Genomic DNA, 21,285 nt, shown 5'->3' on the forward strand with positions numbered 1-21,285 from the left:
AAGCATCTTAAAAAGATACATCAGCGTCTAAACGTTCGACACTCAGGTCTCAGGAAAATAATCCCAAAACCAGCAGCACCAAAACGCCGCCAACATATCCCTTCCAATTCCATATTCAATTTTCAAAGATCATCATCTCAATCCGTCCCGGCCAAGCCCTCGAAGAAGGCCCCGCCGCGTCGGTGAACGGGCTTATACGGCCACCTACACACACCGTCAATCAAAAAATCATATAAAAATCAAAAAACTGACTTTTTATGAAAATCCTTGAACCACTGGGCAAATTTCATAACCCCATCCTCAAGCGAGACGCTCGGAGTCCAACCACATAATGCTTTCACATCCTCCAGGCTCGCCCAGGTTTTCTCCATATCCGCCACGGGGCGAGCTTGATGTTCTATGCATGCAGATCGCCCGAGATATTTTTCCAGCAGAGCAATCAGTGTCGTCACTTTTTCCGGGCGATCTCCACCCAGATTCAAGATGCGCGCCTCACCCACTTGAGGAGGAACGTCCATGATCGAAAGAACACCCGATGTGATGTCATCTATATAGGTGAAATCCCGAGACAGTCCTTTTCCCTCATAAAGGGTGACCGGACGCCCCTCGCAGATAGCTTTCGCGAAACCGTAATAAGCCATGTCTGGCCGACCCCACGGCCCATAGACGGTAAAGAACCGCAAGCCTGTCTGTGGAATACCGTGAAGATAAGCATATGCGGAGGCCGTGAGCTCACCTGCGCGCTTTGTAACCGCATAAAGTGAACCCGGCTCATCCACGCGATCACTCTCTTTGAAAGGCAACGACTGGTTGCGACCATAGACTGAGGACGAAGACGCATAGACAAAATGCTTCAACCTTTTCAGGTTTCTGGACGCCTCCAGCAAAACAACCTGCCCCATGACATTCGCTTGTACATACGAATACGGGTCTATGAGTGAGTATCGAACTCCGGCCTGAGCTGCCAGGTGAATGATGACTTCAATATCAGAATGGCCATCCATGACTGATCGCATAGCCTCGCGGTCAGACACGTCCTTCTGCTCGAACACGAACCCTTTTTGACACGTCAGTCTGTTCAGGCGCGCCGTTTTCAAGAGCGGATCATAATAATCATTCAGCGTATCAACGCCGACTACCTCCATGCCTCGCGCCAGCAAGGCATGCGAGACGTGAAAACCGATAAATCCCGCCGCCCCGGTAACTAAAACCTTCACGTATCAGTGCTTCAGTGCCGGGCTACTTACGGTATCCCCTACGCGGATACCCAACTCTTCCGTAACCCCTCCAGCAAGCTCAAGCGTGTTGGCCACAACCCCGTCACTGCTCAGGATTGCCTCACTCAGCGGAACCGCCTTCTCCGCAATGGCATGAACATGATTGGTGGAATCAATGAAAACGATATCGAGGGATACCAGTGTGTTTCTCATCCACATGTCCGAAACCTGCGGCTGCGGCCAAAGGAAAAGCATTCCTTTGTTTTTGGGCAGCTCCTTGCGGAACATTTCGCCAACTTCCTGTTCCCTGTAGGTTTTGGCCAACTCCACCGTAAACGAGTGCTTAACCCCGTCTTGCGTCGTGATTGTCAAAGGTGCTGTCGGAAGAACAGGCTGCGCCTGACGAATAGGTTCTTCTGCAGCATAGGCGGAAGCCGTCATACCGCTCGCGAGAATACCTATCGCACCCAATATGGAACAAGCCATCACACGCATGGGAAATCCTCTTTGAAATTTATCGTTCAGAAACAAGAAATGGATTGGACCGGCGTTCTTCCCCAATGGTCGTAGGCATTCCATGCCCACACAGCACCACAGTCTCATCCGGCAAACTCATGAGATGTTGGCGAATACCTGCAATCAGCGCAGGAGCATCCCCATAAGCAAAATCGGTTCGGCCTACCGTCCGGCGGAACAATGTATCGCCAACAATGGCACGACGACTGCCATGATCCACAAACACGATATGCCCTGGCGTATGTCCGGGAATATGACGCACCTCGATATCATGGCCTAGAAGTTGGAGTGTCTCACCGCTTTCCAGAAAGCGGTCCGGAGCAACACTCACCATCCCTGTCATACCAAAATGCGCAGCCTGTTTCTCAATACTACTCAGCAGGAACGCATCACGCCGATCTGGCCCGAGAACAGGCACAGGATCTGATTGAATTTTATTCAGGCGTTCCCGGAGCTCATCAGCGCCGCCAGCATGATCAAGATGTCCATGCGTAAGAAGAATAGCCTCAACTGTCAGCCCACGGAGCTGAGAGAGCAGTTCATCCACATCGCCCCCTGGATCGACCACCACGGCATGGTTCCGTTCGTCCCAGAGGATCGTGCAATTCTGCCGGATCGGCGTCACAGGCACTCTTTTGACATTCAAAGGGACCACGGTTTTTTCTCCCGCACGGCCAGTTTAGCGATACCTCCCGGCGATACCGCGTCCCACCCCCTACGACAAGGGAGCCAAGAGGTGATTGACCGCTTCTTAAAGCCGCCTCACTCTGGGGCTTTCCAATCTCGGGATCAGGATACCCCCATGAGCCGCATCATTCGCACAGAACCCAACGCCATTCTTTCCAAGGCTGTGGAATATCATGGCTTTGTTTTCACCCAAGGCGTTGTTGCCTCAGACCTGTCACAAGATATCGATGGCCAGACCAAAGACGTCCTAGCTCAGCTGGATGCCATTCTTGAAGAACACGGCACAGACAATACCCGCATTCTTCAGGCACAGATCTGGCTTAAAGACATCGCAGACCGCAATGCTCTCAACACGCACTGGTCCGCATGGCTCCCGGAAGGACTAGCTCCTGCACGCGCCTGCGTTCAGGCTGTCATGGCTGACCCACGCATCCTCGTGGAAATCATGCTGACAACCACGAAATAAGCCACTCGACCAAATACGGCACAATTAAGGCAGAATGCGACACGAGAAAGATTTTCATTAGAAATGAAAATTTAACCCTCAGTGATGCATTCTGCCCTTGTCAGGGTTGCATGAAGATTGTTAGCTCCCTGTAACCCGAACGACACAAGCCTATTCAGGATCAAAAAGATCGTGACGCATAAAAGTTGCCGGAAAACATTTTTCTCTGCCCTGGCGCTCTCCGCTGTCATGTTCTTTGCGAGTCATGCACAGGCCAAACACCTCCGTAGTTCACACGGTGGTCATGGTGTCTTCCGCTCCCATCGCGCATCTCATGCGTACCATCATCACACCTTTTCAACTGCGCACGTCATTCAGTGCGTAGCTTATGCAAAAGAAGCATCTGCCGTCGTGTTGCACGGCAATGCACGAGATTGGTGGTACAACGCTGCAGGCCGATACGCCCGTGGTAACGCTCCGGAAGCGGGATCGGTTCTAAATTTCCGTGGCATCCGTCGTATGCCTCTGGGTCACGTCGCTGTGGTACGGGCTGTCGAGAACAACCGTACGATCTATATTGACCAGTCTCACTGGGCATCCAATGGCATTGCGCACAACGTGCGCGTCGTTGACGTATCACCCAACAATGACTGGAGCGCCGTTCGCGTTGCCCTCAACGACCGTAGCGGCCGTCTTGGTAGCATCTACCCGACATACGGCTTCATCTATGGCCGCGCAGACGATGGTCGCCAAGCTCCGCAGGTTATGGTCGCTCGCGAAAGCCATGCAACCACCTTCCGTCATCGTGCGATCTTCAGAGGATCGAATGCTCTGAGTCATCCGATGAGCAACACGGAAGTTGCAGAAGCCCCAGACGATGCATTCACATCTGACGCTCCGAACCGGTCCATCCGATAAGACGACTTCAGATGCAAAAAGCGGGGCTTTAAGCCCCGCTTTTTTTATGCCCAATCGCTCAGAAACGGCTTAATCCGGCCGACTGTCTTTATGATAAGGATGGTTCGAATTGATAGCCTGAGCCCGAAAGACCTGCTCGGCAATCATCACACGCACAAGCATATGGGGCCAGGTCATCGCCCCCAGAGCAATAACGGCATCAGCTCTCTGGATCACTGATCCATCCAGCCCTTCTGCTCCACCAATCAAAAAATATAACGGACGACTGGTTTCCTGCCACCGAGCAAACGTGGCTGCAAATTGCAGGCTGCTAAACGTCTTTCCCCCCTCATCAAGGGCAATGACAAAAGCATTCTCAGGACAGGCTCCCAAAAGCCCCGCAGCATCCTTGCGCTTCTGCTCCATAACGGAGCCTTTGGACGGCGCAATCTCTGTCACCGTCAGCACAGGACGAATCCGGGCGGCGTAACGGTCAAACAGTTCCCGTTCAGGCCCGGACTTCAATCGCCCAATAGCAACGAGCTTCATTCAGCCCTGCTCTTCGTCCTTACCGACAGTCACTTCGGATTCGCTCGAATCCAGATCAGAGCCCCACATTTTCTCAAGAGCATAGAGCTCACGGCTCTCTGGCTTGAAGAGATGAACAACAACATCCCCTGCATCCAGAAGGACCCAGTCGCTGCCATTCGCGCCTTCAACCAAAACTCGGTTGAAGCCATCTTCGCCCAGCTTTTTCTCAATATGGTGCGCCATGGCTGCGATCTGACGATCTGCCAGACCCGTTGCCACAACCATACGGTCTGCAAAGTTGGCGCGGCCAACCAGATCCAGAACCACGATGTCCTCTGCCTTGTCTTCCTCAAGGCTGGCCGTGATGATGGACAGCATTTTTGTCAGAACATCAGGCTTCACAGGCTCGCGCTTGACGGCAGTCTTCTTGGGGCCAGCAGCAGCAGCCTTCTTGCGAGGCGTTCCAGGCACCTTGGCAGCCTCGGCCAGTGCCGCATCAGGGGTGCTGGTTTTCCGACGCGTGGTCTTGGCCTTCGGGTCGGTTGAGGTCGTCTTGGTGATGGCTTTTACTCCTGATCCGGTTCCAGACAGATTTGCCCGGACTCTCGCAACGCTGTAGCCGATATATCGTTCTGCGGCGCAGAAAGGAACGTCCATGCGCATCCTTTTCTTTGCGCCAGTATAGCAGCCTCCCTCGAAGGCCGTCGATTTCGACGTAAAGCAGACGCCGCAGCGCCGTGCAAAGCAGGCGTTACACTCCCTGGCCGCGGCAGAATCGCTATAGGCACCATACGGGCCAGCATCCTCCAGTTTTTCCAGCGAGAGAATTGCGCCAGCCCATCTGCTCCCATCAACCAGACAAACTGAACATGAGGAAAGCGCTTCTGAAGCAATGCCACAGTCTTCACTGTAAAACGCTGTTTCAGCCTTGCTTCGATATCCGTAGCACAGATTCGACGGCCATCAGCGATCTTCCGAGCTGATGCAAGGCGCGCCCTGAACGATCCCATGCCCTTTCGAGGCTTGAGAGGATTCCCAGGTGAGACCATCAGCCACACCTGATCCAATCGCAGAGAGCACAACGCCTGCTGAGCCACCTTCAGATGACCATAATGCGCCGGATTGAAAGAGCCACCCAGCAGCCCAATCCGCATACGTCGGCCATCGCCAAACGTCGGGATCGTATTCAGCCTCGCACCTGTCCGTTGCCAAGCACTTCGTACCGATAACACGTCAATTGTTCGAGCCCCACCGGGCCTCGCGCATGCATCCGTCCCGTAGCAATGCCGATTTCAGCCCCAAAGCCAAATTCACCACCATCACAGAACTGAGTCGATGCATTCCACAGCACAACCGCACTATCAGTCCCATTCATGAACGCTGCAGCAATCTCAGGATCTTCAGCGATAATCGCTTCCGTATGAGCACTGCCATGACACGCGATATGGTCGAGAGCCTCCTCAACGCCATCAACAACAGCGATGGAGAGAATCGAATCAAGCCACTCCGTATCGAAATCGGCGGCGCTGGCAGGAGGCAAGGTTGAAACGATAGATCTGGCAGCCTCATCCGCCCGGAATGTGCAGCCTTTGCTAGCCAGATCATCCACAATGTGTGGCAGGAGTGACGGAGCAATCGCCCGATCAATCAGAAGCGTTTCTGTCGCCCCACAGATTCCCGTACGACGCATCTTGGCATCCAGAAGAACCCGACGCGCCATTTCAGGATCAGCGCTGGCATGAACATAGGTGTGATTCAGCCCATCGGCATGGGCCAGAACAGGCACCCGCGCCTCACGCTGGACGCGTTCCACCAAAGATTTTCCACCACGTGGAATGATGAGGTCCACGCCCTCAGCAGCCTGAAGGAGCACCCCCACCAGAGCACGATCGGCAGACGGCAAAATCTGCACACAAGCCGGATCAAGACCCGCAGCCGTCAGCCCGTCAACCATTGCCGCATGAATTGCGCGCGCCGAATTCAGGCTTTCGCCTCCACCACGTAAAATGACAGCATTGCCAGACTTGATGCAAAGAGCAGCAGCATCAGCCCCAACATTTGGCCGGCTTTCGTAAATCATGCCGATGACACCGAGCGGCACAGCAACACGACGGAACAGCAACCCGTTAGGGCGCTCCCATTCTGCGAGAATGCGTCCAAGCGGATCAGGGAGCTTTGCGACGTCTTCCAGACCCTTTGCCATGGCCTCAACGCGCCCAGGCGTTAAAGTTAGGCGGTCCCGGAATGCAGCCGTCCGATCAGCAGAAAGCCCGGCCAGATCCTGCTCGTTTGCCGCAACGATTGCTGCGCTGTTGGCACGAAGTGCCTGAGCCGCAGCATTCAGTGCCAGATTACGCGTCGCCTCATCTGCTCGCGCCAATCCACGAGCAGCCTGACGGGCCTTATCAGTCAGCCCTTTCAGAATAGCCGCAGCGTCAGACATTGAATCGGAACAGGAGAATATCTCCGTCCTGCACAACATATTCCTTGCCTTCGATCCGCAACTTCCCGGCCTCCTTAGCGCCTGCTTCACCATTGCAGGCCACATAGTCGTCAAAAGCAACTGTTTCGCAGGCAATGAAGCCACGCTCGAAATCATTGTGAATGACAGCCGCAGCCTGAGGCGCCTTCACACCTGCCGTAATGGTCCAGGCACGCGCTTCCTTAGGGCCGACCGTGAAGTATGTCCGCAGACCCAGCAGGCGATAGCCCGCTGCAATCACGCGATCCAGACCACTGTCGCTCAGACCAAGCCCCTCAAGGAACTCCGTGCGATCTTCCTGCGGCAACTGGCTAACCTCAGCCTCAATCGCAGCAGACACGATCACAACGCCAGCGCCCTCTTCCTCAGCCCGCTTCCGAACTGCCTCAGAGTGAGCATTGCCGGTCGCCGCAGCAGCTTCCTCGACGTTACAGACATACAGAACCGGCTTCGTTGTCAGAAGCTGAAGACGCGCAGCCTCACCTTCCTGGCCCTTCGGCACAGCGGTGCGGGCAGGCTTGCCATCACGGAGAGCCACAATCAGCGGCTCCATGAGTTCGAGTTGCGCCTGCGCTTCGCGATCATTCCCACGCGCACGCTTCTGAAGATTGATCTGGCGCTTTTCAAGGCTTTCCAGATCCGAAAGCATCAGCTCTGTCTCAATGATGTCCGCATCCCGGACCGGGTCGACCCCACCTTCAACGTGGGTGATATCATCGTCTTCAAAGCAGCGCAGAACATGAATGATCGCATCTGTCTCGCGGATATTCGCCAGAAACTGGTTTCCCAGCCCTTCACCCTTGGACGCGCCACGGACCAGACCCGCAATATCAACAAACTCAAGGCTAGTCGGAATCTCTTTCTGGGACTTACCAATCTTCACCAGAATATCCAGCCGAGGGTCCGGCACAGCAACACGGCCCGTATTCGGTTCAATGGTGCAGAATGGGTAGTTCGCTGCCTGCGCTGCGGCTGTTTCCGTCAGAGCATTGAACAACGTGGACTTGCCAACATTGGGCAGACCAACGATGCCGCAATTGAAACCCATTGTGCTCTCCATCTTTCAGGCCGCCACATCGGTCAGCCCAGTCTCAGAATTCAGTTGCCTTGTGTTCGCAGAATCCACGCCCACGGACAACACCTGCACCCTGCAAAACAGGCAGCAGAGTACGATTCCCGCCCGAGAACTCTCTCCGGCAACGATACACGCACGTTATAACAGTGAAAAAAGCTGACCATAAGAGACCTGAAGTCTCGCGGCACTCAGGCCGTAAGCAGCGCCACTTTCGTCATGAACGCTTCATTCTCGCCCTTGGCCAGAATAGGCGCAGCATCCGCAACTGCCTCAAGCCACCGCTCAAGCTCCGGCTCTTCCGCCTTGGCGAAATTCCCCAGAACATGCCCGTGCACCCGGTCCTTATGCCCCGGATGGCCAATGCCCATCCGCACACGCCAGTAATCCGGTCCGGGAAGACAGCGATCCATTGAGCGAAGGCCATTATGCCCAGCCGCTCCGCCGCCACGCTTGATACGCAGCTTGCCGAAAGCAAGATCGAGTTCATCATGGAAAACGGTAATGTCGGCCTGCGCGATCTTGAAGAACTGCGCGGCCTGCTGAACGCTGTCACCCGACAGGTTCATGTAGGTCATCGGCTTGAGGAGCAGAATTTTCTGCCCCCCAAGAACGCCCTCGGAAGTCTCCCCCCGAAAGCGCTTGCGCCACGGGGAAAACCCGTGACGCCTGGCGATTTCATCAACCGCCATGAAGCCGATGTTATGTCGATGACGGCTCATCCCCGGCTCGGGATTGCCGAGACCGGTCCAGAGCCTCATGACTTACTTCTTCTTTGCGCCCGGCTTTGCGGTAGCAGCTGCGGCAGCGGCAGCAGCCTTGGCAGCAGCTTCAGCTTCCATTTCCGCATCAATGGTCGGCGGAGCGATGGAAGCGATCACGAGATCAGCAGCCTGATGACCCGTCAGCTTCACGCCTTCCGTGCCCTTCAGATCGGACCAGCGAACGCTGTCATGAATGTCGAGAACACTCAGATCAACAGTGAAGCTTTCCGGAATGCTGGCTGCATCAGCAGCAACGTCCACGGAATGACGGACAACGTTCAGAACGCCACCGCGCTTGATGCCAGGAGCCTTCTCTTCACCAACGAAGATGATGGAAACCTGAACGTGCACCTTCGTGCCCGCTGCAACGCGCTGGAAGTCGATGTGAATCGGAGCATCCGTCACCGGGTGCAGTTGCACGTCACGGATCAGGGCAGCAACCGGCTCTGCACCTTCTGCTGCCAGGTTGTACACGCGGGAGGACCAGCCACCACGGTGCAGTTCCTTCATGATCACGCGCGGATCAAGAGCAATGATGGAAGGCTCCTGCTTGCCACCATAGATTACTGCCGGAACCAGCCCGGCACGTCTCGTTGCGCGCGCTGCCCCCTTACCAGCCTTCGCGCGCGTCGAGACAGCAAGTGTCGTCAATTTAGCCACTGTTACGCTCCTGCGTATTGAATTTTGTCATCACACAGACCTCCAGGGGTGCCTGTGCGAGCGGCGAAATAGCGGAAAACTGCGCCACACACAACCTTTTTCCCAGATTTTACCTTCCTGATGGCCTACCCCAACCATGGCTGGACCCACGGCCAAACCGCCAGATAGTCTGTCACACCCCCATAGTTGCCTGCGTCACAGAGAATCCATGAGCATCGCCCAGCGCCTCGAACACCTGCCCTTTACCCCCTTCCACCGTCGGCTCCTGATCCTTGGTGGCTGTGGATACATGTTCGACGGCCTGGACTCCGCCATCGTTGCCTTCACCCTCCCGGTTCTGAAAACGGAATGGCACCTGTCCGGCCCGTCTCTCGGTGTTCTGGGAAGCGCCACTTATCTGGGATACGGTCTCGGCTCCCTGCTGGCAGGCTGGTGGGCCGACAGGTCTGGCCGCCGTTCCGTCATGATGAGCGCCCTCGCGCTCTATGCGATCGGCTCTCTTCTCTCGGCAGTCTCCCACACATTCGGCAGTTTCTTCAGCGCCCGTCTTCTCGCAGGGCTGGGCGCGGGCGCAGAAGCCACGATCATCGCCCCCTATCTGAGCGAATTTGTCTCATCCCGTTATCGCGGCGCCTTCACGGCCAGCCTAACCGGCTTCTATTCTTTCGGTTACGTCGCCGCAGCCATTCTCGGCTTCATGATTGTCCCCTCGTCACCTGATGGCTGGCGATGGGCATTGGTTGCCACAGCCCTACCCGTCCTGATGCTTCTGTGGTGGAGGCGTACCCTTCCCGAGTCCCCCAGATGGCTCGATCAGCAGGGGCGAACGCACGAAGCATGCCGAATTGTCGGAAGCATCGAACAAAGCGCCGGACTGGCCGCCGGTCTTTCGACAACCCCCGATACAGCCGGGCAAACAAACCGCCCCCTGAGCGATCTTTTCGCCCCCAGCCTCAGACGCTCCACATTCATGAGCTGGGCCATGTGGCTGAGCATCACCTTCTGCTTCTACGCGTTCTTCACCTGGATCCCGACCCTCATGATCGAGCGCGGCATGACTGTGACCCGCAGCTTCGCCTACGCCATCTCGATCTACGCAGCACAGCTCCCCGGATACCTGGCCTCAGCCTTCTGCACGGAACGTCTCGGCCGACGCGCCACAGTCGCCACCTTCATGATCGGCGGCGGGATCAGTGCCATCGGCATGGCCGCAAGCCAGACACCCACGCAGGTCCTGCTTTTCGGAATTATGCTGTCCATGTTCATGAATGGAACCTACGGCGGCATCTACGCCTACACCCCCGAACTCTTCCCGACGTCCCTGCGCGGAAGAGGCATGGGACTGGCCTCCGCAATCGCTCGTCTGGGCGCCATCTCGTCGCCCGTCCTGATTGGCTGGATCTACCCGAAAGCCGGTTTCCCCGGCGTCTTCGGCCTCACAACCTGCGTCCTCCTCATAGGGGCTAGCATCACCCTTCTCTTCGGCCCCAAAACAGAAAAACGCCCGCTCGATCAGGAGCAGGCGTTCCACTGAGATCCAGAATATCCGGCCCGATCAGAGCATCGGCATCCCGCCATTCACAGGTAACAGAGCGCCCGTCGTGTAACTGTTCAGCGGGTCCGCAAAATACACATAAGCCCCAGCCAGTTCCGCTGGCTGACCTGGGCGGCCCAGCGGAACATCAGACCCAATACTCTTCTGCGCTTCTTCCGGCATTCCCGTCGCAATGAACGGCGTCCAGATCGGGCCCGGCATAACCCCGTTCACCCGAATACCTCGTGACGCAAGCTGCTGCGCCATACTCACCGTAAAGTTCGCAATGGCTGCCTTCGTCATGGAATACGGCACAAGGATCTGAGGCGGTGTCTTCAGATTGACTGAAGACGTATTAATGATGGACGATCCTGGCTTCAGATGAGGCAGAGCAGCCTTCGTCAGATAAAACAGCGCATGCGTGTTGGTATCAAAGTGGCGCTTCCAATCGTCGTCACTGATATCCTCCAGATGCTCCGCCCAATTCTGAAACGCAGCATTGTTCACAAGAATATCGATACGACCGAACTCTTCCAGAACGCGCCCAACCAGCAACTTGCAATGCGTCGCCTCACGAATATCCCCGGGCAACAGAAGGCAACGACGTCCCTCTGCTTCGATCTGTCCTGAAATATCCTTTGCATCCTGACTTTCGGTTTCGAGATAGGAAATCGCAACCTCCGCCCCTTCCCGGGCAAAAGCCAGCGCCACAGCGCGCCCGATCCCGGAATCACCACCGGTAATCAGAGCCACCTGCCCCTTGAGTTTTCCAGAGCCCTGATAGGTCTTTTCTCCATAATCAGGCTGCGGCGTCATTTTTGATGATAGCCCCGGAAAAGGCTGACTTTGCCCTTCAAAAGGAGGCTGAGGATAACGATTGCGAGGATCGACAGGCATTCAAGCCTCCTGAGCTGCATGAAAGATGCAAGTAAGGAGCCGTAACGGCTCACTCTTTCCTTCAGTTCAGAACATTTCACCAAATTATTTTCCGGAACATTTACCCGGGACTCAGACTTCTAAAGTGAAGGATTTCCCAAACCGGAAATCGACTTACCGAATTTGAAACGACGTGCCCGGCATTATTCAGTCCGGACAGTCGCGACGACAGCAGATCGGACCGGACCATGAGCGACACGGCAGACAAACGCACCACCGTGACCATCGGTGACCAGACCTTCGAGCGCGGCCCTCAGGGCGCAACCCATCAGACCGCAAATGGCAACACACCGACCCTGACAACCCAGCAGGGCGTTCCCGTCGCCGATGACCAGAACTCCCTGAAAGCTGGCCCGCGCGGCGGAACGCTTCTGGAAGACTTCCATTTCCGGGAAAAAATCTTCCACTTCGATCACGAACGCATCCCCGAACGCGTTGTTCATGCCCGGGGCTACGGCGCGCATGGCTTCTTTGAACTCACAGACTCATTGTCTGACTACACAACCGCAAGCGTCCTCGGAAAAACCGGCACCCGCGTCCCGGCATTCGTCCGTTTCTCAACCGTCGCAGGTGGCAAGGGCTCATTCGATCTCGCCCGCGACGTCCGCGGTTTCGCCGTGAAGCTCTACACCGAAGAGGGCAACTGGGATCTCGTGGGCAACAACATGCCCGTGTTCTTCATCCAGGATGCCATCAAGTTCCCCGACATGGTGCACGCCGTGAAGGAAGAGCCTGATCGCGGCTTCCCGCAGGCGCAGTCCGCCCATGACAACTTCTGGGATTTCGCATCCCTCTCGCCCGAAACCGTCCACATGCTCCTCTGGATCATGTCCGACCGGGCCATCCCCCGGTCCTTCCGCTTCATGGAAGGCTTCGGCGTCCACACCTTCCGGCTCATCAACGCCGAAGGAAAATCCACATACGTGAAGTTCCACTGGAAGCCGAAGCAGGGCCTTCAGTCAGTTGTCTGGAACGAGGCCGTCAAAATTAACGGCGCCGACCCTGACTTCCACCGTCGTGACCTCTGGCAGGCCATCGAATCCGGGGACTATCCGGAATGGGAACTGGGCGTACAGCTCTTTGATGACGCCTTCGCCGACAAATTCGACTTCGACATTCTGGATGCGACCAAACTCATCCCGGAAGAACTCATCCCCGTTCGACGGATCGGTCGCCTCGTGCTGGACCGTATGGTGGACAACTTCTTCGCCGAAACCGAACAGGTCGCCTTCTGCACCCAGAACGTCGTCCCCGGTATCGGCTTCACCAATGATCCGCTCCTGCAAGGCCGGAACTTCTCGTATCTGGACACACAGACAAAGCGTCTCGGTGGCCCGAACTTCACGCATATCCCCATTAACGCGCCCAAATGCCCGTTCCACAACTTCCAGCAGGACGGCCATGCCGCCATGCACAACCCGAAGGGTCGCGTAAACTACGAACCCAACTCCTGGGGTGCAGGTCCGCGTGAAAACCCCAAGACCGGCTACAGGCACTTCCCCGATGACAACGGTCGCACGACCCGCGAACGCGGTGAACTCTTCGCCGATCACTACAGCCAGGCACGCCAGTTCTACATCAGCCAGACAAAGCCCGAACAAACGCACATCAAGAACGCATTCGTCTTCGAGCTCAGCAAGGTTGAGACGCCAAACATTCGCTCCCGCGTCATCGCTCATCTTCTGAATGTGGATGAAACGCTGGCCAAGGGCGTGGCCGAAGGTCTGGGCCTGAAAGAGCTCCCCGCCCCAGCTCCAGCCGCCCGTACACCCATTACGGATCTGGCCGCCTCAACAGCGCTCAGCATCCTCAAGAATGGCCCCGACTCCTTCGCAGGCCGCAAACTGGGTGTCGTGATTACAGAGGGTACGGATGCAGCCCTGCTGGACGCTCTCCAGAAAGCCGCAAAGGCGGAAGGCACACTGATTGAGCTGGTCGCCCCCGTTGTCGGCGGCGTAACGCTGACAGATGGCAAGACCATCCCGGCTGGCCAGAAAATCGTCGGCGCCCCATCCGTGCTTTACGACGCCGTCGTGCTGCTCCCTTCCGCGGAAGGGACAAAGCTTCTGAGCAGGGAAGCAACAGCCCGTGACTTCGTGGCAGATGCCTTCGCCCACGCCAAATTCATCGCCTACGGCCCGGACGCTGCCCCGCTTCTAGCAAAAGGCGGCATCACGCCCGACGAGATGGACGATGGTGTAATCGCCATCAAAAACGATGGCGATTTTAAACCCTTCATCGCAACCTGCCGGAAGCTACGCTTCTGGGATCGTGAAGCCAAAACCCACAGCGTCTGACACAAAAAAAGCCGGGGATCACACCCCGGCTTTTTTTAATGCTGAACAGAGGCGGCAACCCGCCGATCAGCCTCCTGCCGAACATGTGCAAAATCCTGCTTCAACGGCTTTCCATGCTCAACCATCAGCACGCCCCCCACATACACCTGCTCCAGATTTTCCTGAGCCGCCGCAAAAACCAGCGTGGCATACGGGTCAAACACATACCCAAGATTGGTCGGATCAATCACAAGAAAATCCGCAAATTTCCCAGCTTCTAGGCTTCCAAGCCGATCCCCGACTTCCAGAACATCCGCACTCCCTCGCGTGTGCAGGCGCACCACATCATACGGGCTCATGATCGCGGCACTCTGATACTTGTCCCGGATGGCATAAAGCCCGGTCCGCATGTTCTCAAACGGGTCTGCCAGATCCGCACTGGCTTCCCCATCCTCTCCCATACCAACCCGCAAACCAGCTTTCAGATAGGCCGGAATATCCGCCGTCCCTGACGCCAGACGACCATTTGAAAGCGGATTCCAGACCATGGACGCCCCAACCTTTACGGATCGGGCAATAATCTCAGGCGTCGTATGAATGAAATGACCGAAAATCAGATGCGGCCCGAGAATGCCTTCATCTTCAAACCAGTGGAAGCGGGCCTGCTGAGCTAAAACGTTCTCAGGCGGCTCCAGATAATGACTCTGGTTGGACAGATGATACTCCCGCATCAACGCCCCTTCGATCTTCGCAACGTCTCCGGTGTCGTGAAATCCCGTCCCACCATTGATCATCACGGACAGGAACGTAGACCCCACATGCTGCCCGGCGGACCACGCCAGAAAATCCCCAACATGCTGGCGAGCCTTTGCCAGTGACACATCGGCTTTACCCTGCAATGGCTCAAGACCATGTACAAATCGAATGCCGGAAGCAGTTTCAGCCTGAAACTGCAAACGATCCGTTTGCACGACCATCTTCGGGCTCGCCCCGCCATAATTGAAATTATAGGCAGCCGTGACGCCATGAGCGAGATGATCCAGCGCGCCATCGAGAGTGAACCAATAAATATCCTCAGGTCGCGCCACACTCGCCTTCCCGGAATACAAAGCCGTAATCCATCCCATCAAAGTCTGATCCGCCGCAAGGCCACGATAGGCAGCCTGCCAGAGATGACTATGAGCGGAAATGAACCCTGGCATGACCCAATGCCCGTGCAGATCCATGTCCTGATCCGCTTGAAGATCCTTGGGAGGAGCACCGGGGCCAATATGATCGATCACGCCATCTGAACGGACAGAAAAATACCCTTTAAAAGGCGCTTTCTGCCCATCGGCCATCGAAAAAATCAGGGCGTTACGAACCAGAAGATGAGACGGCTCGGCGTAGGCTACGCCCCCGGCACAGGCGGCCACCAGCATGGAACAGAGAATCTGAGCAGGACGAAGCATTTTCATACCGGAACGATAACAGTCCCAGCGATCCGCACAAGCGCTGGGGCACTCTGCAATACTATGATGAAACGCGAGGCCGGATTGCAGAAATCTGATGACCAATATGGCCACCACCTGCGAGTGTCCTTCGGCGATGGCTGAAGAACCTCTGGTCCGTCAATGTATCCACACCCAGTACTTCAACCTGCTGAACACCAGCAGCTTTCAAACGCGTCGAGCAGTATTCTGGTAAATCGAACATGAAATGCCCTGCCCGCTCCGCAACGCGGAAAAATAGACCTGCGTTTCCGTCCTGAGCCAGAACGGCATCCCGCATATCCGGGCCAACCTCATAACTCTCAGGCCCGATGCAGGGGCCGACTACTGCCCGGATATTCGTGGCGCCCAGAGCTCTCATTTGCGTCACAGAAGATTCGAGAACACCGCCTACCGCTCCACGCCATCCAGCATGCGCGGCTCCCACAATCCGTCCATCCTCGGAAGCCAGAAGAACAGGCCCGCAGTCTGCCGTAATCACCCCAACCCCGACGTCAGGGCGATCCGTCACCAGCGCATCGCCATCCTGCCCACGCCCCATAGCCCAGAGAACCGTCTCCAAGGTCACTGGAACCGTAATGTCACTATGCGTCTGCTTCAGACCCAGAAGCTTTTCTGGCTCAACCCCGATCTGCCGCGCAACACGCGCACGGTTTTCGCTCACATTCGCCAGATCATCAGGAGACGACAGAGAGCAGTTCAGGCTGTCATAAGGTTTCGGGGACACGCCGCCGAGGCGCGTAAAAAAGCCATGTGGCACGCCAAGACCATCACTTCTGAGAATAGCCTCAGACATGTGCGCTCTCCTGCGCCGGACGACGAAGGGCATACGTCATCAGGCCCAGCCCGGCGAGCGCCATCGGAATACACAGGATCTGCCCCATCGTGACCCCGCCGGCCAGAAAGCCGATATTCGCATCCGGCTCCCGAAAAAACTCACAGAAGCTCCGCGCGCAGGCATATCCAAAGAGGAACAACCCTGACAGAAATCCGAAATGTGCCCGCAATTTAGGGCGGGTTGCCGCAAACAGCATGACGCACAACAGGAGAACGCCTTCCGTCAACGCCTCATAAAGCTCGGAAGGGTGCCGCGCCACGGGGCCACCTGTGGGGAATACCATGGCCCACAGCAGATCAGGCGATGCTGGACGGCCCCACAGTTCCCCGTTCACAAAGTTGGCGCAACGACCTAGCGCCAGCCCAATCGGAACCACCGGCACGATCCGATCCGCAAAAGCCAGAAAACTCAGACGGTTTTTCCAAGAGAAGAACGCCAGAGCCAGAATGACGCCCAAGGCCCCACCATGAAACGACATCCCGCCGTCCCATGTCTTGATGATGTCCACGGGGTGCGCGAGATAATCCAGAGGTCGGTAAAACAACACGTACCCAAGACGCCCCCCCAGCAAAACACCCAAAATAGCGTAAAACAGGAAGTCATCGACCTGTTCACTGGTCGCTACTTCCGGTGCCAGCCTGTTCAATCGTCTCGCAGTTGGCAGCGCGATGATGAACGAGACCATATATGCCAAGGCATACCAGCGCACCGGCAGCGGGCCGACATGAAACGCAACGGGGTCAAACCCAGGGAACATCAAGGGCTGGCTCAAAGGTTTGACTCCGTTCGGGAAAGATAATCACGCACATACTGCCGTATTCCGTCTTCAAGAGACGTAAACGGCGCATCATATCCTGCCTGACGCAAACGGCTCATATCCGCACAGGTGAAGGACTGATACTGCCCACGAAGCTTCTCAGGCATCTCGACGAATTCTACATCCCGCGCCCGATGCGCAGCGTCACAAACTGCATGCGCCAGATCCAGATAGCTCCGCGCCACACCGGTTCCGCAGTTGAAAAGACCACTGACATCCGGATGGTCGAAAAGCCATAGCATGACGTTCACAACATCCCCGACCCAGATGAAATCACGCTTCTGCTGGCCATCGGCCATTCCTGGAACGTCAGATTTGAACAGTCGTGCCGCAGCCCCACGCTGAAGATCATCATACTTGACCTTCACGACGGAGATCATGGACCCTTTGTGATACTCATTCGGGCCATAAACATTGAAAAATTTCAGTCCAGCCCACTGCGGTGGGGCCGAATGCCCAGCTTCCAGCTCACGCCTTACCCACAGATCAAAAACCTGCTTTGACCATCCGTAAAGGTTCAGCGGCTTGAGATGATCAATCGCGTCCAGCCCGTCACGGAACATCTCAGGCTGGTCCGCAGCGCCATATGTCGCCGCAGATGAAGCGTAAATCATCCGGACATCGTTCTGGGCGCACCAACGCCAGAGAAACTGCGACAACGCCACGTTAGTCGACCAGACAAGGTCTCCGTCTCGTGCAGTCGTTGCGCTGATCGCGCCCATATGAAAGACCGCTTCGATCTTTGGCGCTGTCTCGAGGAAACTCGGGAGCGCCTCAGGCGTGATGATCTGATCCGGCGCATGAGACGCGAGGTTGCGCCATTTCACACCCTCACGAAGCCGGTCCACAACAACCGTCCGCAGCCCGCGCTGACGCAAGGCGGCATGAAGGCACGATCCAATGAATCCGGCTCCGCCGGTGACGATAATCATCCTTCCTGTATAGTCTGCCCCCGAAAACGATCCAAGCGACGCGCCACACACGACACGCCGCCTCTCTGCAGGAGTTTCTCCCATGTCTGACAGACCCCGCTTCTTTGATGACCTCGCAGGTCTTGCCGGCAATGCTTTTTCGGCTGTTACCGGCGCACGCGAAGAACTTCACTCCATCATCCGTACCCGCGTTGACGAAGTCCTGAACTCTCTGGAACTGGTTCGTCGTGATGAGTTCGATGCCGTTCAGGAAATGGCGACACGCGCGCGCATGGCACAGGACGAGGCAGAAGCACGCCTTGCTGCCATCGAATCGCGCCTGACAGCACTCGAAGACCTCGCAACTGAAGAAAAGGGTGGCCCTCAGGGCTGAAACGGTCGCTTTCGTTGCGATCCGGATGCAACACATCTTCGTACGAACTGATTGAAGCTGTGCGTGATACTTGCACACTTCACCAAGGCCACATAACGTGATCAACGTCAGGAGAGGTCATTCCCCTCCTGGCCGCAGACATCTGGAGCGCCGTACCGGTGCATGACCGGTTCCGGCCTCCACGGCCTTGGGAGATCCGACATGCCTGCCCTGAGCACCTCACTCACCACAGAAACAGAATCCCATCCGCTTGACCTCATGGAACAGGTCATGGGCCTCTACGAATGGGAATTCGAGCGCCTTGGCCAGTCCGAAATGGCGGCTCAGGCCCCAGGTCAATGGTGTGACTACTCTCTCTATTTCACCTGGTCAGACGAGCTTTCAGCCCTGCATCTGAACTGCACACTGGATCTACGGTCCCCCACAGCACGTCGGTCAGACGTGCATGAACTGGTCTCCCTCGCCAACAACAAGCTTTGGGTTGGTCATTTCATTATTGATCCGGAAACCGGTGTTCCCTCCTTTCGCCATACGCTCCTGATGCGTGGTGTCTCAACCCCTCCAGGCGAAAGCATGGAAGACCTGATCGATATCGCAATGTCAGAATGTGAACGCTTTTACCCCGCCTTCCAGTTCACTCTCTGGGGCGGAAAATCCCCTCAGGATGCACTGGACGCTGCCATGCTTGATTGTGTCGGAGACGCATGACCTTGCCATCAACACCTTCAATTCTGCTGGTTGGTTGTGGAAAACTGGGAGGCGCGCTTCTCGACGGGTGGCTCGCCTCTCCCACACCTCCCCATATCATTGTCGTTGATCGACACAGATCCAGTTCGGACGATACCTTTTCAGTCGTTCGGGCCGCGTCTGACATTCCATCGACCTTTACGCCGGATATTATCGTTCTGGCCGTAAAACCTGCGACAGCGGAAGACGCGATCAGCGCCCTAGGGGAGTCCTTGGGCTCTCGCATGAAGAAGGCTGCTCTGCTTTCCGTTATGGCCGGCCGAACCTGTGCCGCCCTGTCAGATGCGACATCTAAAAGCGGCGCCACTCTCCCCATTCTTCGCGCCATGCCGAACACACCGTCAGCAATCGGTGCAGGTATCAGCGGCTTTTATGCGTCTCCTCAGGCGACAGAAGAGCAGACAAGCCTCTGCCACGAACTGCTATTCGCCGTTGGCGATGTTGTCCGGGTCGATAGTGAGGAAGATCTTTTGGCAGTAACAGCCGTCTCCGGCTCGGGCCCTGCTTATGTGTTTCTTCTTGCGGAACTGCTCGAAAAAGCTGGAGAGGCACACGGCCTGTCCCAAACGACAGCACGCCGTCTGGCACGGGGAACGATTTACGGCGCCGGGCGGATGTTGGATGACATGCCCGACGATGCTGCCGACCTGCGCAAAGCTGTCACCAGCCCAAACGGAACAACTGCTGCCGCCCTGAATGTTCTCATGGCGCCAGACGCATGGCCGTCAAATATTTCAAAAGCCATTGACGCGGCCACAAAACGGGCCGACGAACTCGCCGGTTGATCGTTTCTCTCTGGTGGGAACTTGCTGACACTGGCAAACGCTCCCACCATTAAGAAACAAGTTTTCTACAGGAGACCGGCATGGAAGAGCGGCAGGACCCATTTGATACCGATGAGCTGGCATCAGACAGCACACCGGAACTGGACAGGGAAGCCTTCGATATTGCTCTCCTCCAGTCTGCCCTGAGCCTCGCCGGTTCAGACGGCTGGCACCGGTTTTCCCTAGTTGATGCAGCGCGCGAGGCAGGCCTGCCTGTTGATGCTGTGCGCTCCCGCTATCCGGTCAAAGCACTGCTGCTGCTGCGTCTGGGACGGCTCGCCGATGAAAGCGCACTCCGCGACGAAGGAAATGGCGGCACACTTCGCGAATACCTTTTCGATCTCATGATGCGTCGATTCGATATTTTCGAAGAATATCGCACAGGCGTCAGAGCTGTCCTTCACGCCGTTCCCTATGACCCCGCCCTGGCAGCACTTTTAGCCGGAGCAACTGTGGACTCCATGCGCTGGCTCGCTGACGCAGCAGGTATGGACTGTTCTGGTCTCGGCGGCCTCTGGCGCATTAATGCCCTGACCGCCGTCTGGGGACACGCGCTCCGGGCCTGGGAAAAAGACGAAAGCCAGGATCTTGGAAGCACCATGGCTGCCTTGGATCAGGCGCTCAACAAAGCTGAGCGTCTCGGTATCCTGAAGGCCTCAGCCCGCCGCAAAATGGACGAAGCTATGCGCACTACAGGGTTGCCAGATCACGAACTGGAACTTGAATTCTGATATTGGGCTTTACGAGACGCATTGGTTCGGATTAAAAGCCGATCCATCGCGTTCGTAAACGCGATCTACTGGGGCGTAGCCAAGCGGTAAGGCAGCGGATTTTGATTCCGCCATGCGGAGGTTCGAATCCTCCCGCCCCAGCCAAATCTTTATAAATTCTGCTTCAATCCAGGGCTTGCCTTGAACCGGACGGTCCGTCCCGGGGGAACTTCCACCGGTTCTCCTGTCCGCGGGTTTATCGCTTGGCGCGCTTTTGTTTCGCACACGGTAAACGTACCAAAAGAGGAGATAGTAAACCCTCCTTCACGTCTCAGTTCATCAATAATAGCATCTACAAGATCGTTAGCCGCTCGCTGTGCAGCAACGCCTGTACAGTCTATGGAGTCCTGAAGAACAGCTGCGAGAAATGCCTTACTCATAGATGCATTTTTCTCCTCTTGTGCGTCCCTGTCTCAGGATGCAGCTCCAACACCTGAACATTCACCATCTTTTACAGCATTCCTAAGTATTTCTTAC

General features: G+C 56.3%; 24 protein-coding genes and 1 tRNA gene. 9 read left to right on the top strand and 16 right to left on the bottom strand.

What is annotated here, in order from left to right:
* Window positions 1-239: 239 nt before the first annotated feature.
* From KP707_RS14990 to KP707_RS15000, 3 genes are read right to left on the bottom strand one after another with little or no spacing between them, the layout of a single operon-like run.
* A complete protein-coding gene (locus tag KP707_RS14990; protein WP_211503643.1) occupies window positions 240-1,217 on the bottom strand; it encodes an NAD-dependent epimerase/dehydratase family protein in 978 nt (325 codons plus the stop codon).
* Between the two features lie 3 nt (window positions 1,218-1,220).
* Window positions 1,221-1,712 (bottom strand): DUF192 domain-containing protein, encoded by a 492-nt coding sequence (locus tag KP707_RS14995; RefSeq protein WP_211503642.1) that lies wholly within the window; start codon window positions 1,710-1,712, stop codon window positions 1,221-1,223.
* A gap of 19 nt (window positions 1,713-1,731) precedes the next feature.
* Window positions 1,732-2,388, bottom strand: a complete 657-nt coding sequence (locus KP707_RS15000; RefSeq protein WP_338085346.1) for an MBL fold metallo-hydrolase — start codon at window positions 2,386-2,388, stop codon at window positions 1,732-1,734.
* A gap of 147 nt (window positions 2,389-2,535) precedes the next feature.
* Between KP707_RS15000 and KP707_RS15005 the strand changes: the two genes are divergently transcribed.
* Both KP707_RS15005 and KP707_RS15010 read left to right on the top strand, forming a co-directional pair.
* On the top strand, window positions 2,536-2,886 hold the full coding sequence (locus KP707_RS15005) for a RidA family protein (RefSeq protein WP_046900317.1): 351 nt from the start codon (window positions 2,536-2,538) through the stop codon (window positions 2,884-2,886).
* A gap of 171 nt (window positions 2,887-3,057) precedes the next feature.
* The gene (locus KP707_RS15010) at window positions 3,058-3,783 is read left to right on the top strand and encodes a CHAP domain-containing protein (protein WP_046900318.1); all 726 of its coding nucleotides are present in this window, start codon (window positions 3,058-3,060) and stop codon (window positions 3,781-3,783) included.
* Window positions 3,784-3,852: 69 nt separating this feature from the next.
* Here the strand turns inward: KP707_RS15010 and KP707_RS15015 are convergent, their stop codons facing one another.
* The 7 genes from KP707_RS15015 to KP707_RS15045 all read right to left on the bottom strand — a co-directional run bounded on the left by KP707_RS15015 (window position 3,853) and on the right by KP707_RS15045 (window position 9,271).
* Entirely contained in the window at window positions 3,853-4,311 is a 459-nt protein-coding gene (locus tag KP707_RS15015) for a 23S rRNA (pseudouridine(1915)-N(3))-methyltransferase RlmH (protein ID WP_211503641.1), read from the bottom strand.
* Window positions 4,312-4,764 carry a ribosome silencing factor gene (rsfS, locus tag KP707_RS15020; RefSeq protein ID WP_211503646.1) on the bottom strand — a complete coding sequence of 151 codons (453 nt, stop codon included), beginning with the start codon at window positions 4,762-4,764 and terminating at the stop codon, window positions 4,312-4,314. It abuts the gene before it with no gap.
* 95 nt (window positions 4,765-4,859) lie between these two features.
* Window positions 4,860-5,447 carry a nicotinate-nucleotide adenylyltransferase gene (locus tag KP707_RS15025; protein ID WP_249203073.1) on the bottom strand — a complete coding sequence of 196 codons (588 nt, stop codon included), beginning with the start codon at window positions 5,445-5,447 and terminating at the stop codon, window positions 4,860-4,862.
* 32 nt (window positions 5,448-5,479) lie between these two features.
* Window positions 5,480-6,736: a glutamate-5-semialdehyde dehydrogenase gene (locus KP707_RS15030; protein ID WP_211503640.1), complete on the bottom strand. Its 1,257-nt coding sequence runs from the start codon at window positions 6,734-6,736 to the stop codon at window positions 5,480-5,482.
* Complete coding sequence (ychF, locus tag KP707_RS15035) at window positions 6,729-7,823, bottom strand: redox-regulated ATPase YchF (protein WP_099211167.1); 1,095 nt, start codon at window positions 7,821-7,823, stop codon at window positions 6,729-6,731. The genes KP707_RS15030 and ychF overlap by 8 nt, the downstream gene beginning before the upstream one ends.
* Window positions 7,824-8,038: 215 nt before the next feature.
* Window positions 8,039-8,608 (bottom strand): aminoacyl-tRNA hydrolase, encoded by a 570-nt coding sequence (pth, locus tag KP707_RS15040; RefSeq protein WP_064275525.1) that lies wholly within the window; start codon window positions 8,606-8,608, stop codon window positions 8,039-8,041.
* A 3-nt stretch (window positions 8,609-8,611) separates the two neighbouring features.
* The gene (locus KP707_RS15045; protein WP_211503639.1) at window positions 8,612-9,271 is read right to left on the bottom strand and encodes a 50S ribosomal protein L25/general stress protein Ctc; all 660 of its coding nucleotides are present in this window, start codon (window positions 9,269-9,271) and stop codon (window positions 8,612-8,614) included.
* A gap of 208 nt (window positions 9,272-9,479) precedes the next feature.
* On the opposite strand from KP707_RS15045, the gene KP707_RS15050 reads away from it, so the two are divergent.
* A complete protein-coding gene (locus KP707_RS15050) occupies window positions 9,480-10,805 on the top strand; it encodes an MFS transporter (protein ID WP_211503638.1) in 1,326 nt (441 codons plus the stop codon).
* A 21-nt stretch (window positions 10,806-10,826) separates the two neighbouring features.
* Here KP707_RS15050 and KP707_RS15055 read toward each other — a convergent pair whose 3' ends face one another.
* Window positions 10,827-11,702, bottom strand: coding sequence for an SDR family oxidoreductase (locus KP707_RS15055; RefSeq protein ID WP_211503637.1), 876 nt, complete (start codon window positions 11,700-11,702; stop codon window positions 10,827-10,829).
* 227 nt (window positions 11,703-11,929) lie between these two features.
* Between KP707_RS15055 and KP707_RS15060 the strand changes: the two genes are divergently transcribed.
* Entirely contained in the window at window positions 11,930-14,038 is a 2,109-nt protein-coding gene (locus KP707_RS15060; RefSeq protein ID WP_211503636.1) for a catalase, read from the top strand.
* A gap of 35 nt (window positions 14,039-14,073) precedes the next feature.
* On the opposite strand, the gene KP707_RS15065 is transcribed toward KP707_RS15060, so the two are convergent.
* Genes KP707_RS15065 through rfaD form a run of 4 tightly spaced genes read right to left on the bottom strand, consistent with a single transcriptional unit; the run spans window position 14,074 to window position 18,094 of the window.
* Window positions 14,074-15,474 (bottom strand): amidohydrolase family protein, encoded by a 1,401-nt coding sequence (locus KP707_RS15065; RefSeq protein WP_211503635.1) that lies wholly within the window; start codon window positions 15,472-15,474, stop codon window positions 14,074-14,076.
* Between the two features lie 55 nt (window positions 15,475-15,529).
* On the bottom strand, window positions 15,530-16,303 hold the full coding sequence (gene pgeF, locus KP707_RS15070) for a peptidoglycan editing factor PgeF (RefSeq protein WP_211503634.1): 774 nt from the start codon (window positions 16,301-16,303) through the stop codon (window positions 15,530-15,532).
* Window positions 16,296-17,102 (bottom strand): prolipoprotein diacylglyceryl transferase, encoded by an 807-nt coding sequence (lgt, locus tag KP707_RS15075; RefSeq protein WP_215751674.1) that lies wholly within the window; start codon window positions 17,100-17,102, stop codon window positions 16,296-16,298. Before lgt ends, pgeF begins: the two co-directional genes overlap by 8 nt.
* Before the next feature lie 11 nt (window positions 17,103-17,113).
* Window positions 17,114-18,094: an ADP-glyceromanno-heptose 6-epimerase gene (gene rfaD, locus KP707_RS15080; protein WP_211503633.1), complete on the bottom strand. Its 981-nt coding sequence runs from the start codon at window positions 18,092-18,094 to the stop codon at window positions 17,114-17,116.
* A gap of 82 nt (window positions 18,095-18,176) precedes the next feature.
* On the opposite strand from rfaD, the gene KP707_RS15085 reads away from it, so the two are divergent.
* From KP707_RS15085 to KP707_RS15105, 5 genes are all read left to right on the top strand, one after another.
* Window positions 18,177-18,467: an accessory factor UbiK family protein gene (locus KP707_RS15085; RefSeq protein WP_099211189.1), complete on the top strand. Its 291-nt coding sequence runs from the start codon at window positions 18,177-18,179 to the stop codon at window positions 18,465-18,467.
* A 201-nt stretch (window positions 18,468-18,668) separates the two neighbouring features.
* Window positions 18,669-19,175 (top strand): YbjN domain-containing protein, encoded by a 507-nt coding sequence (locus tag KP707_RS15090; RefSeq protein ID WP_086634776.1) that lies wholly within the window; start codon window positions 18,669-18,671, stop codon window positions 19,173-19,175.
* Window positions 19,172-19,999: a pyrroline-5-carboxylate reductase gene (proC, locus tag KP707_RS15095; protein ID WP_167386114.1), complete on the top strand. Its 828-nt coding sequence runs from the start codon at window positions 19,172-19,174 to the stop codon at window positions 19,997-19,999. The genes KP707_RS15090 and proC overlap by 4 nt, the downstream gene beginning before the upstream one ends.
* Before the next feature lie 80 nt (window positions 20,000-20,079).
* Window positions 20,080-20,769: a hypothetical protein gene (locus KP707_RS15100; protein WP_046900333.1), complete on the top strand. Its 690-nt coding sequence runs from the start codon at window positions 20,080-20,082 to the stop codon at window positions 20,767-20,769.
* Window positions 20,770-20,838: 69 nt separating this feature from the next.
* A tRNA-Gln gene (locus tag KP707_RS15105) sits at window positions 20,839-20,913 on the top strand.
* Between the two features lie 5 nt (window positions 20,914-20,918).
* Here the strand turns inward: KP707_RS15105 and KP707_RS15110 are convergent.
* Window positions 20,919-21,188 (bottom strand): HU family DNA-binding protein, encoded by a 270-nt coding sequence (locus KP707_RS15110; RefSeq protein WP_046900345.1) that lies wholly within the window; start codon window positions 21,186-21,188, stop codon window positions 20,919-20,921.
* Window positions 21,189-21,285: the final 97 nt, after the last annotated feature.

Source organism: Gluconobacter sp. P5E10 (genome assembly GCF_018812145.1).
GTDB classification, from domain to species: Bacteria; Pseudomonadota; Alphaproteobacteria; order Acetobacterales; family Acetobacteraceae; genus Gluconobacter; species Gluconobacter cerinus.

Coding starts and splice junctions, on each gene's coding strand:
- KP707_RS14995 (WP_211503642.1), bottom strand. CDS start 1,712: ATGCGTGTGATGGCTTGTTCCATATTGGGTGCGATAGGTATTCTCGCG.
- KP707_RS15005 (WP_046900317.1), top strand. CDS start 2,536: ATGAGCCGCATCATTCGCACAGAACCCAACGCCATTCTTTCCAAGGCT.
- KP707_RS15015 (WP_211503641.1), bottom strand. CDS start 4,311: ATGAAGCTCGTTGCTATTGGGCGATTGAAGTCCGGGCCTGAACGGGAA.
- KP707_RS15025 (WP_249203073.1), bottom strand. CDS start 5,447: ATGCGGATTGGGCTGCTGGGTGGCTCTTTCAATCCGGCGCATTATGGT.
- KP707_RS15030 (WP_211503640.1), bottom strand. CDS start 6,736: ATGTCTGACGCTGCGGCTATTCTGAAAGGGCTGACTGATAAGGCCCGT.
- ychF (WP_099211167.1), bottom strand. CDS start 7,823: ATGGGTTTCAATTGCGGCATCGTTGGTCTGCCCAATGTTGGCAAGTCC.
- pth (WP_064275525.1), bottom strand. CDS start 8,608: ATGAGGCTCTGGACCGGTCTCGGCAATCCCGAGCCGGGGATGAGCCGT.
- KP707_RS15050 (WP_211503638.1), top strand. CDS start 9,480: ATGAGCATCGCCCAGCGCCTCGAACACCTGCCCTTTACCCCCTTCCAC.
- KP707_RS15055 (WP_211503637.1), bottom strand. CDS start 11,702: ATGCCTGTCGATCCTCGCAATCGTTATCCTCAGCCTCCTTTTGAAGGG.
- KP707_RS15060 (WP_211503636.1), top strand. CDS start 11,930: ATGAGCGACACGGCAGACAAACGCACCACCGTGACCATCGGTGACCAG.
- KP707_RS15065 (WP_211503635.1), bottom strand. CDS start 15,474: ATGAAAATGCTTCGTCCTGCTCAGATTCTCTGTTCCATGCTGGTGGCC.
- pgeF (WP_211503634.1), bottom strand. CDS start 16,303: ATGTCTGAGGCTATTCTCAGAAGTGATGGTCTTGGCGTGCCACATGGC.
- lgt (WP_215751674.1), bottom strand. CDS start 17,102: ATGTTCCCTGGGTTTGACCCCGTTGCGTTTCATGTCGGCCCGCTGCCG.
- rfaD (WP_211503633.1), bottom strand. CDS start 18,094: ATGATTATCGTCACCGGCGGAGCCGGATTCATTGGATCGTGCCTTCAT.
- KP707_RS15085 (WP_099211189.1), top strand. CDS start 18,177: ATGTCTGACAGACCCCGCTTCTTTGATGACCTCGCAGGTCTTGCCGGC.
- KP707_RS15090 (WP_086634776.1), top strand. CDS start 18,669: ATGCCTGCCCTGAGCACCTCACTCACCACAGAAACAGAATCCCATCCG.
- proC (WP_167386114.1), top strand. CDS start 19,172: ATGACCTTGCCATCAACACCTTCAATTCTGCTGGTTGGTTGTGGAAAA.
- KP707_RS15100 (WP_046900333.1), top strand. CDS start 20,080: ATGGAAGAGCGGCAGGACCCATTTGATACCGATGAGCTGGCATCAGAC.
- KP707_RS15110 (WP_046900345.1), bottom strand. CDS start 21,188: ATGAGTAAGGCATTTCTCGCAGCTGTTCTTCAGGACTCCATAGACTGT.